The following is a 15,276-nucleotide window of genomic DNA, read 5'->3' on the forward strand; positions in this document are numbered from 1 at the left end:
CTTATCGTTAGCCTTCGGCTGTACTCCAATCGACCCAGCCAAACTGCCATGTCGCCAAGATGACGATTCCGAAGGCGATACGGTACCAGGCAAATACCGCATAGCTGTGATTGGCGATGAACTTGAGTAACGCGCGAACAGTGATCATCGCGACGATGAACGTGGTGACGAATCCTATTGCGAACACCGGTAGGTCTTCTATGCGCAGGATGTGCCGGTACTTGTAGAGAGAATAAACGGTCGCAGCGACCATTGTGGGCATCGCGAGAAAGAACGAGAACTCCGTTGCAGCTTTTCGCGACAGGCCGAAAAGCAGGCCGCCAATGATCGTCGAACCCGAGCGAGACGTGCCGGGAATCAGCGCCAGGCACTGCGCCGCGCCCACCTTGAGCGCCAGTTGCCAGTTCATGTCGTCGACAGTCTCCGCCTTGATTGGATGATCTCGGCGTTCGGCCCATAGCATGATGAAACCACCGATCACTAACGCCGTAGCCACCGTGATCGGGTTGAAGAGCCAATGCTCAATGAAGTCGGCAAATAGCAGCCCCATGATCACAGCCGGGAAGAACGCCACCATCAGATTGATCGTGAACCGTTGAGCTCGCCGCTCGCTAGGCAGGCCGCAGATAACGCCAAGCACGCGCTCGCGAAACTCCCACATGACGGCAAGTATCGCGCCGAGCTGAATAATGATTTTGAACGCCGTTGCGGTTTCGCCGTTGAAGTCGAGCAAATCGCCAACGACGATCAAGTGCCCCGTGCTGGAAATTGGAAGGAATTCCGTCAACCCCTCGACGATACCGAGGATCAATGCCTGAAAGGCGGCCCACACGTCCATGACCACTCCTAAATACGCCTGGTTTTGGCGCTCAACAGGGACTACAAGTTTTGAAATGAGTTCGAAGGCCGGAGATAAAAAGGAGATGGCGCCTTAGCTCACCTTTTGGCAGGCCCGGCCGACAAACTCTCCAGCAGCGCCTTCGGCATCGGATCGGCATCGGCATCGGCATCGGCGCGCGACCGTTACCAACAACAATAAAGCGGAGTAACACCATGGCTGCACTACGCAACCTGTCCATCAAGCAACGGCTTTGGCTTTTGGCAGGCACCTCGATCGGCATGCTCGTCCTGTTGGGCGCGAGCATGTTGCATCAGCTCGACAGCGAATTGCATCAAAGCAAGGAAGAAAAAACTCAGCATGTCGTGCAAGCCGCCTTCGGTGTTCTGCAGCATTACCAACGGCTTGAGACAGCCGGGACGCTGACTCGCGAAGAAGCACAGTCCCAGGCTATCGAAACCCTGCGTGCGCTTCGCTACGATGGCAGCGAATACTTTTGGATCAACGATCTCCATCCGACCATGGTCATGCACCCGATCAATGCCAAGCTGAACGGGCAGGATCTATCCGGCATGAAAGATCCGGACGGCAGGTTTCTCTTCAACGACATGGTTACCCTGGCCAAGCAGCAAGGCGGTGGAATCGTCGCCTATCGGTGGCCGAAGCCAGGTATGGATCAACCCGTACCGAAGATCTCCTATGTACAACTGTTCGTGCCTTGGGGCTGGATCCTCGGATCCGGTGTGTATGTCGATGACGTCGCAGCGGAGTTCCAATCTCGCGCCTTGAAGGCGGGCGCAGTGGCAATCGCAATCGCAGCGGGACTCGCTGTCCTCATTGCGCTGTTGGTGCGCAGTATCGTCGGCCCCTTGCGCCACGCCGCACGCGCCATGGCGGAGATAGCCAATGGCGATGGTGACCTCACCCGTAGCCTGCGTGTGGATGGCCGCGACGAAATCGCCTCGCTCTCGAAGGACTTCAACAGCTTCGTCGACAAGCTCCGCCTGGTCGTACGGCAAACACTCGGGGCAGCAGGCGAACTGGGCGCTTCCTCCGGTTCGCTCAGCAACACGGCGCAAGGCGCGCTCCAGCTCAGCCGCCGTCAATCCGAGCAGATGGACCAGGTGGCCACGGCCGTTCATCAGGTGAGCCATGCGATCGGAGATGTGGCGCAGAACGCGGAAAACGCTGCCGTCGAGGTACGCAATGCCGAACAGCAAGCCAAGGAAGGGAGCCGGGACATCCAGCTTAATCTGGAACAGGTCGAAGCGCTCTCACGTACCATAGGCAAGGCCGTCGAGGTCATTCAGACACTGGCGCGTGAGAGCGAACAGATCGGCGGCGTGCTGGAGGTCATCCGCGCAATCGCAGAGCAAACGAATCTGCTGGCACTCAATGCGGCAATCGAAGCTGCACGCGCGGGCGAACAAGGCCGAGGCTTCGCGGTGGTCGCAGATGAGGTACGTCTACTTGCTCAGCGTACGCAACAGTCGACGGCAGAGATTCAGGCCATGATCGAACGGTTGCAAGGCCATGCACTTTCGGCCGTCAATGTCATCCACGAAAGCAACGAAGCGACCCGGACGACCCAGGCACGTAGCCGCGAGGTGGGCACGAGCCTCGAGCGGATCGTTGCAAGCCTCCAGCGAGTGAATGGCCTCAATGCGTCCATTGCAAGCGCTACGCTCGAGCAGGCGCATGTCGTTGAAGACATCAACCGCTCCGTGACCGAAGCCGCGGGCCTTTCTGCACAGAGTGCCGCTTCAGCTGAACGTGCAAATAGCGCGAGTGCGGAATTGCGACATTTAGCCGATAGCTTGAATAAAGCGCTCAGTGCATTCAAGGCCTAGTTAATAATAGGCGACATCTATTTATATTTTTGCGCCAGAGCGTGACTCATTAAATTTCTTTGTCATCCATAGGAGGAACGCCCACTATTGCCGGGCGCCGTTGTTATTTGGGCACCTTACAGAGGGATCACCATGAACGCCCCGCTCCGTGTCAACGAAGCACTTCTCATCGCTGATAGCGCTTTTCAGCCACTTCAATGCATCGTCTGGGCCCCGCTGGATAACGCGAAGGAGTTCAGCCTGTCGGTGATCGACCGCACGAGTTCCGCGCTTGTCGAGCGCCGCCACCTGACTTCGGACGAGTTGAGCGATCCCGAGAGGCTCAAAGCCGAGCTGACCGAGGCGAGAAAAGCACTGCGAAAGGAGGGCTTCCATTTGGCGCCCTGGCAGATGCCTCACTGATCCGCAGCCAGGATCCATCACAACAGACACTCGACGCCCAGCCTCCGCTGGGCGTTTTACTTCCAGGGGTACGAACTCCGGTCGATTCGCTTAGGTCACTATTTTCAGGAGATAACGCCAGCGAAGGCATTCAACTCGACTTGGAGAAGCAACATGATCGGTGATCAGTCCGAAATCCTTCAGCATCTCAACACCGCACGCAAGCATGCAGACCAGGCAGAGAACGATGACAAGCCCGAACTGTATCGGGAGGCGATCGATGAACTCACCGTCGCTATCGAGCTATTGATGCGCAATACGGGTGAGCAGGAAGGTCCTGAATATGATGGTAAGGATATCGACCTGCCGGCCCTGGATCGGTAACAACTATCGTGCGGCACGACAGTGAGATAGATGTGAGCGGAGGCCTTCCGCTAGCGGAAGGCAATCCGCCACCTCCTTCGGATGAGCACGCGGACACGGGGACGTCCATATGCCCTACGCTGCCGCCCGACCTGGAGTATGTCGACGACAGCCAGCCGGGCTATACGCGGCGCACGCTACGCGGCAAATTCGTCTACTTCGATCTCGATGGTAAACGTATTGCCGACGATGCCGTAATCCAACGCCTGAATAAGCTCGCCGTACCGCCCGCTTACACCGACGTTTGGCTCTGCCCTAACCCCAACGGCCATCTTCAGGCCACCGGCCGCGACGCCAAAGGCAGGAAACAATACCGCTATCACCCACGCTGGCGTGAAGTTCGGGACTCAAACAAGTACGAACGCATGCTGGAATTTGCCCATGCCCTGCCGCGCCTTCGCGAAAAGGTCGACGCACATCTTATGCAGCGTTCGATGGGACGGGAAAAGGTATTGGCTACAGTGGTCGCGTTGCTTGAGTCCACGTTGATCCGGGTAGGCAACACGCAATATGCCAAAGCGAACAAATCCTACGGGCTTACCACATTGCGCAATCGCCATGTCGAAGTGCGTGGCAAAAGCATCCACTTCCACTTCCGCGGCAAAAGTGGTGTGGAGCATGAGATTACCTTGAAAAACCCACGGCTTGCCAAGATCGTCCGGCGGTGTCGTGAGATCCCCGGCCAGCAGTTGTTCCAATACCTCGATGACGGTGGCCAACGGCATACCGTGACCTCCTCGGACATCAACGAGTATCTGCAAGAATTGACAGGCGCGGACTTCACTGCAAAGGATTACAGAACGTGGGCTGGGAGCGTCCTGACATTGGCGCTGCTGCGCGGCGAGATATGTGAGCCTGAAAGTCACGCCAAAAAGCGCATCGTCGAAGTCGTCAAGGACGTTTCGCAACGTCTTGGCAACACCCCCGCAGTCTGTCGTAACTGCTACATCCACCCGGAAGTACTGGCCTCATACGCTGCCGGCGGGCTTTGTAAGCTACGCAAGGCGAGGAAACGCAAATGGATGAGCGCCGACGAGGTGACGCTTATGAATCTGCTCTCCCAGGCGGTATCCCAAGACAAGACAGCCGCCTGATTTCTCCTTACGGTCGCCCGCAAAGCCGCCACGAAACTTATTCGATGACCGGATGAACGGTGACGCGATTTCGGCCATTGCGCTTGGACTCATAAAGCGCGCCGTCCGCGCGAGCAATCAGTTGCTCATATCGCTCGCAGCGCTCAGCAACCAGATCGGAAATGCCAAGACTGGCCGTCAGCTGGATGGTTTGGCCTTCGTGGCTGATTTCGATGCTGGCAATGGCTTTGCGTAGACGCTCCGCAAAGTGGTAAGCGCCGATACGATCGGTATCCGGCAACAGCATCGCAAACTCTTCCCCGCCATAACGTCCCGCGATATCGGTATCCCGGATATGTCGACGGATGGTCTGAGCAACCTCCTTGATGACCCGGTCTCCCGCTTGGTGGCCGTAGGTGTCATTGATACGTTTGAAATGATCGATATCGAGCATCACCAGTGATGCGGAGGTGTCATAGCGGCGGTGACGTGCAAATTCATGCTGCAGGCATTCTTCCCAGTGGCCTCGGTTGTAGAGCCCCGAGAGGCGATCAGTACTCGACAGTGCCTGGAGCTGCTCGTTGACGGACTGCAACTGCTGGCGGTTCGTTGCGACACTGGTTACGTCATAGATGATGAGGCAGATATGCCCGATCTGACTGTTGATCGATCGGAGTGGAAGCAGCGTGGTGTTTTGGTACATGAACGCTTCCTGCCCGGTGATGGGCTGGTAGTTCTTGAAGTGAACCAGATAGGGTCGCTGTTCCCAGACCGTAAATCCAGGCGTCCCGAGCGTCGCCACGCTCTCCACCTTACGACGGAACCAGTCCTCATTGACTTCCGGGAAGACGTCGAAAAAGGAATGCTGATAGACCTCCCCAGGCATCTTGCCGGATCGGTTTTCCATGAACGTATTCCAGACTTCGATCCGATACTCCCGGTCGAAGACCACCACACCGACGTCGATACTCTGGACAATCGCGAGCAACCAGTGAAATTCATCGAGCTCTGGACTAGGCATGGCGGACTCAGTTCATCAGGTAGGCAAGTTTGCGAGACAAGAGCTCGACGGAATCTTCGGTGAAGAGCAGCAGCAGATCAAAATGGATATCGTGCCCTTCGAGGCTATAGCTGACCTCGACAGCGAGGGTTTTCTTCCAGCGTTGCTGATTCAATTGGATGAGGCTCTCTATCGGAGCGTGCTGTCCCAGCACCTGCGGATGGCCCTGCGAGAAGACCAAATCAATCTGCTCGGCAATGCCGGACAGGCACGCGCCAATCAGGACGCTCGAGAGGTCGAGCAGCATCTCCATTTCCGAGTAATCTTCCGACCGCCATTGCATCAGCTTGGCCATATCGGCGACCTCGGAATCATGGAAGATCAGAAGCGCTTCGCCAGCAATGCCACCACCGATGTAACCCTGGCAGACCGCTGTCATACGCTCGCCTCGACCGGCGTCGGCCAGCGCCATGTGCAACTCGCCCACTTCCAGGATGTTCACGTTGGGCACAGGCAGGTGCACAAACACGCCCAGCACCCGTGCGAGCAGCGCGGCCGCTCGGCCCATGGCCACGTTCACTGTCTCGCGGAACGCATCACGGAACGTCACGATAGGCTCGCCGAACTCAGGGTGGGCACCGCCCTCCCCGGATGACAGCAAGCCTAATTCCGCTAGGGTCTGGCGCAAGATGTCAGGCTCGGCCGGCTTCTTGATGAAGGCCAGTGCGCCCAACGCCTTCACACGCTTTACAGCCTCATCCTGGACGTCACCTGAAACGACGATGACCTGGCAATCCCGCGCCTCGGCCTGAAGTGCAGCAAGTACTTCGTAACCATCCATCACGGGCATTGTGAGATCGAGCAGGACGACCTCCCCATGGCCGGCGCGAATGGCTTCCAGCGCCTCACGGCCATTGGATGCCTGGGTGACCGTGACGGGCCACTCCTCCGGAAGCGACCGCATCAACTGCTTGCGGGCCATATTGGAGTCATCGCAAACCAGGAGAGGAATTGTTGTCATGAGGGCTCTTCGTTGACCAGTTAATACCACAATGCCACTACAACCTTCGGACGCCAAGTCTTTGTCTGGCGCCGCGCATTAGGACCAGCTAAGCATTTGCTGTGCCGTTATGCGACGTTGCCCGACGAACGAAGCGCGCCCATAAAAAAAGCGGCCTCAGGCCGCTTTTACCGAATCACCTACTAGTAGTAGGCATTCTCTTTGTTTGTGTGGTCAGTCACATCACGTACGCCCTTGAGTTCAGGGATACGTTCCATCAACGTCTTTTCGACGCCTTCCTTGAGCGTCAGATCAACCATCCCGCAGCCCTGGCAGCCGCCGCCAAACCGAAGGATCGCAATACCTTCATCGTCGATGTCGACGAGGCTGACCTGGCCGCCATGGCTGGCCAGACCGGGATTCACTTCGGTCTGCAGGTAATAGCTGACGCGCTCCGGAAGCGGGCTGTCTTCATTGACTTGCGGCACCTTCGCGTTCGGCGCCTTGATGGTCAGCTGCCCCCCCATGCGGTCAGTTGCATAGTCGACGACGGCGTCTTCCAGAAAGGGTTCGCTGATCGCATCGATCCAGGCCGTGAAGGAAGCAAGGCCCACCGGCGTATCTTCCGGCTTCTGCTCGCCTGGCTTGCAATAGGCAATACAGGTCTCGGCATACTGGGTGCCGGGCTGGGTGATGAACACACGGATGCCGATACCAGGCGTGTCCTGCTTGCTCAGCAGATCCGCCAGATAGCCTTCGGCAGCTTCGGTAATGGTGATTGCGCTCATGAGAACTCCTCGCAGACTTGCCGCTAGTGTACGCCACCCACGCCGACGGATAAAGACCGAGCATTCTTGTCAGACTTTCCATCGATGCCGCTACGCTTCCAATATGAAGTCGTCGTTCACCGCTCCGCGACCACAGAAGCGATGCCTAAGCTCGCTCTGCGATGTTTACGGTGCCACCAAAGCGCTTCCGCTTGACCTAGGCGGTTACGGAGGGGAGCTAACGCCGAGGCAGGACATGAGCCATATTCATGATGATTGCCGGCACCGTTCGGTAACGGTCACCTTTGGTATGATGCACAGCTTCACGTTCCTACGCCGTTGGTAGCCTCATGCCTGATCGCGCTGCACGCCTCGCCTCTCTCCGCCACGCTCTCCAGGAGCGCATCCTGATCCTGGACGGTGGCATGGGCACGATGATCCAGAGCTACAAGCTCGAAGAAGCCGACTATCGTGGGGAGCGGTTCGCCGACTGGCCAAGCGACGTCAAAGGCAACAACGATCTCCTCCTGCTGACCCAGCCTGGCATCATCGCCGAGATCGAGAAGGCGTATCTTGACGCAGGTGCCGACATTCTCGAGACGAACACCTTCAACGCAACGCAGGTGTCGCAAGCCGACTACGGCATGGAGTCGATCGTCTACGAGCTGAACGTCGCCGGGGCCCGGGTCGCCCGTGAAGTAGCTGACGCGAAAACCCGCGAAACACCGGATCGCCCTCGTTTTGTCGCAGGCGTACTTGGCCCAACGAGCCGTACCTGCTCGATTTCGCCAGACGTCAACAATCCGGGCTATCGAAACGTCACGTTTGATGAACTGGTCGAAAATTACACCGAAGCTACCCGCGGCCTCATCGAAGGCGGCGCGGACCTGATCCTGATCGAGACCATTTTCGACACGCTCAACGCCAAGGCTGCGATTTTCGCGGTGCAGGGAGTATTCGAAGAGGTCGGCATCGAGTTGCCGATCATGATTTCCGGCACGATCACTGACGCCTCCGGCCGTACGCTGTCTGGCCAGACCACCGAAGCCTTCTGGAACTCGGTCCGTCACGCCAACCCCATTTCCATCGGTCTTAACTGCGCCCTTGGTGCAAAAGAGCTTCGTTCTTATGTGGAAGAGCTTTCCACGAAAGCGGGCACGTTCGTATCGGCACACCCCAACGCCGGCTTGCCGAATGCCTTCGGTGAGTACGATGAAAGCCCCGAGGAAATGGCAGCAGTCGTCGAAGAGTTTGCGGCCAGCGGCCTACTGAACATAGTCGGTGGCTGCTGCGGTACGACCCCTGCACATATCAAGGCCATCGCTGACGCCGTCACCAGGCACGCGCCTCGGGCGGTCCCGGACATCCCGCGCGCGTGCCGCCTTTCCGGCCTCGAGCCCTTCACGATCGACCGCAACTCGCTGTTCGTGAACGTCGGCGAGCGGACCAATATCACCGGCAGTGCCAAGTTTGCCCGCCTGATCCGCGAGGAGAACTACGCAGAAGCGCTCGAAGTGGCGCAGCAGCAAGTCGAAGCCGGTGCTCAGGTCATCGACATCAACATGGATGAAGGGATGCTGGATTCGAAGGCGGCCATGGTCACCTTCCTTAACCTCATCGCCTCCGAGCCGGACATCTCCCGGGTCCCGATCATGATCGACTCCTCCAAGTGGGAGGTGATCGAGGCGGGCCTGAAGTGCATTCAGGGCAAGGGAATCGTCAACTCGATCTCCATGAAGGAAGGGGTCGAGCAGTTCATCCAACACGCCAGGCTGTGCAAGCGCTATGGCGCGGCAGTCGTGGTCATGGCGTTTGACGAAGACGGCCAGGCGGACACCGAAGCGCGCAAGAACGAGATTTGCGCCCGCTCGTACGACATTCTGGTCAATCAGGTGGGCTTCCCACCCGAAGACATCATCTTCGACCCGAACATCTTTGCTGTCGCGACCGGCATTGAGGAACACAACAACTACGCTGTCGACTTCATCAACGCGTGCGCCTTTATTCGCGACAACCTGCCCTACGCGCTGTCGTCGGGCGGCGTCTCGAACGTGTCGTTCTCCTTCCGGGGTAACAACCCCGTCCGTGAAGCGATTCACTCGGTCTTTCTGTACTACGCGATCAAGAACGGCCTCACGATGGGGATCGTCAACGCCGGCCAGCTCGAGATCTACGACGAGATCCCGAAGGAGCTGCGTGACAAGGTCGAGGACGTCGTCCTGAACCGCAGCCCGGACGCCACCGAAGCACTCCTGGCCATTGCCGACAACTACAGGGGTGGCGGCGCAGCCAAGGAAGTCGAGAACGAAGAATGGCGCAGCTACCCCGTCGAAAAGCGCCTGGAACACGCGCTGGTGAAAGGCATTACCACCTTCATCGTCGACGATACCGAAGAATGCCGTCAGCAATGCGCGCGTCCGATAGAGGTGATTGAAGGCCCACTCATGAGTGGGATGAACGTCGTCGGCGATCTGTTCGGCTCTGGCAAGATGTTCCTGCCACAGGTCGTGAAATCCGCGCGGGTGATGAAGCAGGCCGTGGGCCATCTGATCCCCTTCATCGAAGCGGAGAAAGGCGACAAGCCTGAAGCCAAGGGCAAGATCCTGATGGCTACGGTCAAGGGCGACGTTCACGACATTGGCAAGAACATCGTCGGCGTCGTGCTCGGCTGTAACGGCTACGATATCGTCGACCTTGGCGTTATGGTCCCGGCAGAGAAGATTCTGCAAACGGCCATCGCCGAGAAGTGCGACATCATCGGCCTTTCCGGGCTGATCACCCCTTCGCTGGACGAGATGGTTCACGTTGCCAAGGAAATGCAGCGCCAGGGCTTCAAACTGCCGCTGATGATTGGCGGTGCGACTACATCCAAGGCGCACACTGCCGTGAAAATCGAGCCGCAGTACAGCAACGATGCCGTCGTTTACGTCACCGATGCGTCCCGCGCCGTGGGCGTGGCAACGCAGCTGCTTTCGAAGGAACTGAAGGCCGGTTTCGTGCAGAAGACGCGTGAGGACTATGCGGTGGTCCGCGAGCGCACGGCCAATCGCAGCAGCCGCACGGAACGCCTGAGCTACGAAAAGGCGGTCGCCAACAAGCCAGCCTTTGACTGGGCCACATACCGAGCACCGGTACCCGCCTTCACCGGGCCGAAGGTTCTCGAGGACATCGACCTGTCCGTGCTGGCCGAGTATATCGACTGGACGCCTTTCTTCATTTCCTGGAATCTGGCCGGCAAATACCCGCGCATCCTCACCGACGACGTTGTGGGCGAAGCGGCCACCGCTCTATTCGACGATGCACAAGCCATGCTGAAGAAGCTGATCGACGAGAAGTTGATCAGGGCACGTGCTGTGTTCGGCTTCTGGCCGGCCAACCAGGTTGACCATGACGATCTCGAAGTCTACGGCGATAACGGCGAGCGCCTCGCGACCCTGCATCATCTGCGTCAACAGACAATCAAGCCCGACGGCAAGCCCAACCTGTCGCTGGCAGACTTCGTCGCGCCGAAAGCGAGCGGCATCACTGACTACGTCGGTGGCTTCATCACCACAGCAGGCATTGGCGCCGAAGAGTTGGCCAAGAGCTACGAAGCCAAGGGCGACGACTACAACAGCATCATGGTAAAGGCACTGGCCGACCGCCTCGCCGAGGCCTGCGCCGAGTGGCTGCACGAACAGGTCCGCAAGGAACACTGGGGGTACGCGCCTGAGGAGTCGCTCGACAACGAAGCGCTCATCAAGGAACAGTACAAGGGCATCCGCCCGGCGCCCGGTTATCCGGCCTGCCCGGACCACACCGAGAAGGAAACCCTCTTCGCCCTGCTCGACCCTGAAGCGGAATTCAACAAGGCCGGGCGCAGTGGTGTTTTCCTAACGGAGCACTACGCCATGTTCCCCACCGCCGCCGTGAGCGGCTGGTACTTCGCCCATCCGGAAGCCCAGTACTTTGCGGTCGGCAAGATCGACAAGGACCAGGTGATCCGCTACACCGAGCGCAAGGGGCAAGACCTCGAAGTTACCGAGCGCTGGCTCGCCCCTAATCTGGGCTACGACAACTAAACCCTGGCGGTGAGGTGGGTCAGCCATTTGACTCGCCCACCGTCGCTAGGCTCTGTACGAAAAGTGCCTGCGCTCGGTCATGCTTCGTTAAAAACGGGTTCGGAATGCTCATTTACAGCACGTAAACTCCGCTTCCTTACCCGTTTTTGCCTCGCCTGACCTTCGCTCGACGACTTTTCGTACAGAACCTAGGCCTGCACTTCAGCGACGCCCACACGTGTCACCCCATCAACGCAGCCCCACCCCGAGGAGTCACCCGTGCCGACCGAACCTGCCTACCTGCTTGACCAGCTCGAAACGTCCGACATGCTCGAGATCGACGGGCTTCATGCGTCGCACTTCTTACTGAATGATGCCTTGCTGGATGAAGCAGAGGCCGCCGCCGAAGCAGGCCTACCGTTCGAGAGCGAAGCCACAGTGCTGTCCATCGAAGCCCAGGATGGGCGAAACCTGAAGCGTTGGCAGTTCACCTACAACCAGGTAATGGAAGCCGAGTACCTCGAGGATGAGAATAGCTGGCTGGTAGGAGACCACCGGATCACCTGTTACGAAGCCGTTGGCGCGGAGTCTGAAGACGAATAGCCAGCCCTTTCCCGGTATGTCGCGTCACATTCGGTGATCTTGCGGCAGAGTACGCACGTACCCTGAACATTACGCTTAACCCTTCCACCCTATTTGCTGGCAGCAGCAAGTCGACCACGATCACGGGGCTCCTGTGGGTGCGGCCATGTTCAATGCTGAAGAGTAGCGGACCGGGGCGTGACAGTAGGCTACGTATGCCGCAGACGTCTTGTCCTATAGGAAAAGAACGCTACGGCAGTGTTGGGTTTAGCACGGGTGACACCCGCCTCTCGAAATGTGAAGCGGGTTGGGCAGCTTTCTATTCTCCATACACGGGATAGTCGATGTAACCCACTTCTGTACCGCCATACATCGTGCCTAGGTCGACCGGGTTCAGCGGCCAACCATTTCGTATCCGCTCTGGCAGGTCTGGGTTTGCAATGAATGGTCTGCCGAACGCAAACAGGTCACCGTAACCCTTCTCACGCATCCATCGGGCTTTCTCGGCGGTGTAGCGGCCGGCGTAGATGATCGGCCGCGAGAATGTTGCGCGTACCGCCTCGTAGAACGCCTTAGGCAGGTCGGGGGCGTTGTCCCAGTCTGCTTCGGCAATCGACAGGTACGCGATGCCTGCCTCTTCGAGCGTGCGGATGGCTTCGATATACGTTGCCTGCGGATCGCTTTCCACAAGCCCAAGGTAGACCCGGTCTTCGGTCGTGCTTTCAAAGAGCGGCGCGAAACGCACGCCCAGACGGTCCGCACCTACGACTGCCGAAACTGCAGCGACCACTTCCTTCAAAAAGCGCAGTCGGTTTTCCAGCGAACCGCCGTACGCGTCTGTGCGGGTATTGCTGTGCTCGGAAATGAACTGGTTGATCAGGTAACCGTTGGCGCAATGCAATTCGACGCCGTCGAAGCCCGCATCGAGCGCGTTGCGGGCGGCCTGAGCGTCCATCTGGACGAGGCCTTGGACTTCCTCGGTCGTGAGCGCCCGCGGAACGCTTGGGTCGGCGAGTTCACCGGTGCCTGGTCCGGTCTCGATGAACACCTTGACGGCGGTTGCCGGTAAGGCTGACGGCGCAACGGGCGCCTGGCCTTCGGGCTGCAGCGTAGTATGGGACACACGACCGACATGCCAGAGCTGGGCGAAGATTACGCCGCCCCTTTCATGAACGGAATCCGTGACAGCGCGCCACCCCAGGATTTGCTCGGGCGAATGAATACCGGGCGTCCACGCATACCCTTGTCCGCGGGGTTCGATCTGTGTCCCTTCGGTCACCATGAACCCGGCACCGGCACGCTGCGCGTAATAGGTGGCCATTGTCGCGTTTGGGACGTTGCCGGGCTGTGTGCTGCGCGAACGTGTCAGTGGAGGTAGGACAATGCGGTTCTTCAGCGTGAATGGGCCTAGTTGAAGCGGCTCGAATAGAACGTCTTGCGTCATGTTTAGCTCGTTTCCCGGTGTGCGTTGATGCGTGATGGCGCGATGGCCAACGACGCCATCCGTAAAGGGCTGACGAGCTTAGGTCTCAGTCGCTACCATTTGAAACAATGGTTTCTTGTACGGAATACAATAATGAGTGGTATTGATCGCCTGGATCTGAAGCAGCTTCGGGTGCTGGTAGGGCTGCTGCGAGAGCGGAACGTGTCGCGCCTGGCGGAGCAGATGTCGCTGACGCAGCAGGCCGTCAGCGAGCACTTGCGCAAACTCCGCGAACTCTTTGGGGACCGGCTGTTTATTCGGCAGGGAAACCAAATGATGCCAACGCCCCGCGCATTGGCGATAGGCGACCGTGCCGCTCAAGTCCTGCGTGACATCGAGTCACTGACTCAGCCCGAACAATTTTCGCCGTCGAGCTATCAGGGTATTTTCCATCTCAGCGTGACCGACTATGCCTTGCAGGCGATATTGCCAAGCCTCCTGCGGGAACTGCGCCAGGAGGCGCCTGGCTTGAAGATGGTGGTGCGTGACTTCAAGACGGACCAGATCGAGGAGCAGCTTCATACCGGCGAGGTCGATCTTGCGCTGGCCTTTCCCGATTTTGTGCCATCGTCACTCGTCACGTTGACGCTCTTCCAAGACCGACATATCGCGGTTGCGGGGGCCGAATCCCCATGGCTGCAGCGACCTTTCACGCTACGGGAGCTCGCGGCGTTGCCTCAGCTGGTGATTTCACCATCCAAAGCCAACCTGCGCGGATCGCATGATGACTGGTTTGCGCGGCAGGGCTTGGCGCGCAATATCGTCATGTCCATTCCCAGCTTCAAGGCCGGGCCGGACCTTCTCTATACAACGGACATGATCGCGCTCTACCCGGAACGCTTGCTGCCAAACGAGAAGGTTCGTCCGCTGCAGATAGCGATGGACCTTCCCCCGTTCAGCATCATTGCCGCCTGGCATCCGCGCACAGCGGACAGCGCCACTCACCAATGGGTACTGAAGAAGCTGGCGAGGCTTGGTGAAGCAGGTTGAGGCAGGCGGCGTCCGATACATCTGCCGCCTGCCTTCGAAAAGAGACAGGATGAGGCACCGCAAGCGCGTGCCTACAAGCGATCTTACTGGCTCGCCGTAGGCCGCACCACGATCTCACTCGTATCAACATCGGCAGGCTGCCCGATGACGTGGGCGATCGCCTCGGCGATGGCTTCGGGCTTCAACGCAATCGCTCGATACGCAACCATCGCTTCGGCAGCTGCCGGATCGGTAATCGTATTGGCCAGTTCGGACTCCACCACACCCGGATATACACACGTCACCCTGAGCATGTCGTTCTCCTGACGCAGGCCATCCGAGATCGCCCGCACCGCGTATTTAGTCGCGCAATACACGGCTGCGGTCGGTACGACGTACAAGCCGCCAATAGATGAAACATTGATGATCTGACCGCTGCCCTGCTGCTTCATCCAGGGCAGCACCGCGGCGATGCCATGCAGCACGCCCCGGATATTCACGTCGATCATCCGATCCCACTCATCTACCTTCAACGAGTCCATGGGTGAGAGCGGCATGATCCCGGCGTTGTTGACGATCACATCGATTCGGCCGAAGTGCTCCAGCGCCTCGTCGGCAAATTGCTGCACGTCTTCGCGGGAGGTGACGTCCACGCGCCGAAACCGCGCAATACCACCGGAAGCATTTATGTCATTGGCCAACGCTTCCAGCTGCTCGGTTCGCCGTGCGCCAAGCATGACCGTTGCGCCGGCGCTCGCCAGGACCTTCGCAGTCGCTTCGCCAATACCGCTGCTCGCCCCTGTGATCAGTACCACCTTGCCATTGATGTTCTGCATGATTCGTCTCCATTGGTTTGCGCCGAAGCGCGTT

12 protein-coding genes and 2 pseudogenes are annotated in these 15,276 nt (G+C 58.6%); 8 read left to right on the forward strand and 6 right to left on the reverse strand.

What is annotated here, in order from left to right:
* Positions 1-7: 7 nt before the first annotated feature.
* Positions 8-838, reverse strand: coding sequence for an undecaprenyl-diphosphate phosphatase (locus tag ACY8D3_RS09465; RefSeq protein ID WP_462383664.1), 831 nt, complete (start codon positions 836-838; stop codon positions 8-10).
* Between the two features lie 305 nt (positions 839-1,143).
* On the opposite strand from ACY8D3_RS09465, the pseudogene ACY8D3_RS09470 reads away from it, so the two are divergent.
* From ACY8D3_RS09470 to ACY8D3_RS09490, 5 genes and pseudogenes are all read left to right on the forward strand, one after another.
* Positions 1,144-1,782 (forward strand): annotated as a pseudogene (locus tag ACY8D3_RS09470) (cache domain-containing protein); the annotation flags it as partial.
* Positions 1,783-2,100: 318 nt separating this feature from the next.
* Positions 2,101-2,688, forward strand: a pseudogene (locus ACY8D3_RS09475) (methyl-accepting chemotaxis protein); the annotation flags it as partial.
* A gap of 132 nt (positions 2,689-2,820) precedes the next feature.
* A complete protein-coding gene (locus tag ACY8D3_RS09480; RefSeq protein ID WP_462383665.1) occupies positions 2,821-3,090 on the forward strand; it encodes a hypothetical protein in 270 nt (89 codons plus the stop codon).
* Between the two features lie 153 nt (positions 3,091-3,243).
* Entirely contained in the window at positions 3,244-3,453 is a 210-nt protein-coding gene (locus ACY8D3_RS09485; RefSeq protein ID WP_462383667.1) for a hypothetical protein, read from the forward strand.
* A gap of 8 nt (positions 3,454-3,461) precedes the next feature.
* Positions 3,462-4,586: a DNA topoisomerase IB gene (locus ACY8D3_RS09490; protein ID WP_462383669.1), complete on the forward strand. Its 1,125-nt coding sequence runs from the start codon at positions 3,462-3,464 to the stop codon at positions 4,584-4,586.
* 37 nt (positions 4,587-4,623) lie between these two features.
* On the opposite strand, the gene ACY8D3_RS09495 is transcribed toward ACY8D3_RS09490, so the two are convergent.
* The 3 genes from ACY8D3_RS09495 to nfuA all read right to left on the reverse strand — a co-directional run bounded on the left by ACY8D3_RS09495 (position 4,624) and on the right by nfuA (position 7,353).
* On the reverse strand, positions 4,624-5,586 hold the full coding sequence (locus ACY8D3_RS09495) for a GGDEF domain-containing protein (protein ID WP_462383670.1): 963 nt from the start codon (positions 5,584-5,586) through the stop codon (positions 4,624-4,626).
* 7 nt (positions 5,587-5,593) lie between these two features.
* On the reverse strand, positions 5,594-6,586 hold the full coding sequence (locus ACY8D3_RS09500) for a response regulator (protein ID WP_462383672.1): 993 nt from the start codon (positions 6,584-6,586) through the stop codon (positions 5,594-5,596).
* A 182-nt stretch (positions 6,587-6,768) separates the two neighbouring features.
* The gene (gene nfuA / locus ACY8D3_RS09505) at positions 6,769-7,353 is read right to left on the reverse strand and encodes a Fe-S biogenesis protein NfuA (protein WP_462383674.1); all 585 of its coding nucleotides are present in this window, start codon (positions 7,351-7,353) and stop codon (positions 6,769-6,771) included.
* A 329-nt stretch (positions 7,354-7,682) separates the two neighbouring features.
* Between nfuA and metH the strand changes: the two genes are divergently transcribed.
* Both metH and ACY8D3_RS09515 read left to right on the forward strand, forming a co-directional pair.
* Positions 7,683-11,393, forward strand: a complete 3,711-nt coding sequence (gene metH / locus ACY8D3_RS09510; RefSeq protein WP_462383676.1) for a methionine synthase — start codon at positions 7,683-7,685, stop codon at positions 11,391-11,393.
* Between the two features lie 258 nt (positions 11,394-11,651).
* Positions 11,652-11,975: a DUF5629 family protein gene (locus ACY8D3_RS09515; RefSeq protein WP_462383678.1), complete on the forward strand. Its 324-nt coding sequence runs from the start codon at positions 11,652-11,654 to the stop codon at positions 11,973-11,975.
* Between the two features lie 298 nt (positions 11,976-12,273).
* On the opposite strand, the gene ACY8D3_RS09520 is transcribed toward ACY8D3_RS09515, so the two are convergent.
* A complete protein-coding gene (locus ACY8D3_RS09520) occupies positions 12,274-13,398 on the reverse strand; it encodes an alkene reductase (RefSeq protein WP_462383680.1) in 1,125 nt (374 codons plus the stop codon).
* Between the two features lie 132 nt (positions 13,399-13,530).
* On the opposite strand from ACY8D3_RS09520, the gene ACY8D3_RS09525 reads away from it, so the two are divergent.
* A complete protein-coding gene (locus ACY8D3_RS09525) occupies positions 13,531-14,427 on the forward strand; it encodes a LysR substrate-binding domain-containing protein (RefSeq protein ID WP_462383682.1) in 897 nt (298 codons plus the stop codon).
* An 83-nt stretch (positions 14,428-14,510) separates the two neighbouring features.
* On the opposite strand, the gene ACY8D3_RS09530 is transcribed toward ACY8D3_RS09525, so the two are convergent.
* The gene (locus ACY8D3_RS09530; protein WP_462383684.1) at positions 14,511-15,242 is read right to left on the reverse strand and encodes an SDR family oxidoreductase; all 732 of its coding nucleotides are present in this window, start codon (positions 15,240-15,242) and stop codon (positions 14,511-14,513) included.
* Between the last annotated feature and the right edge of the window lie 34 nt (positions 15,243-15,276).

The sequence above is a fragment of the Pseudomonas sp. Marseille-QA0892 genome (genome assembly GCF_054950135.1).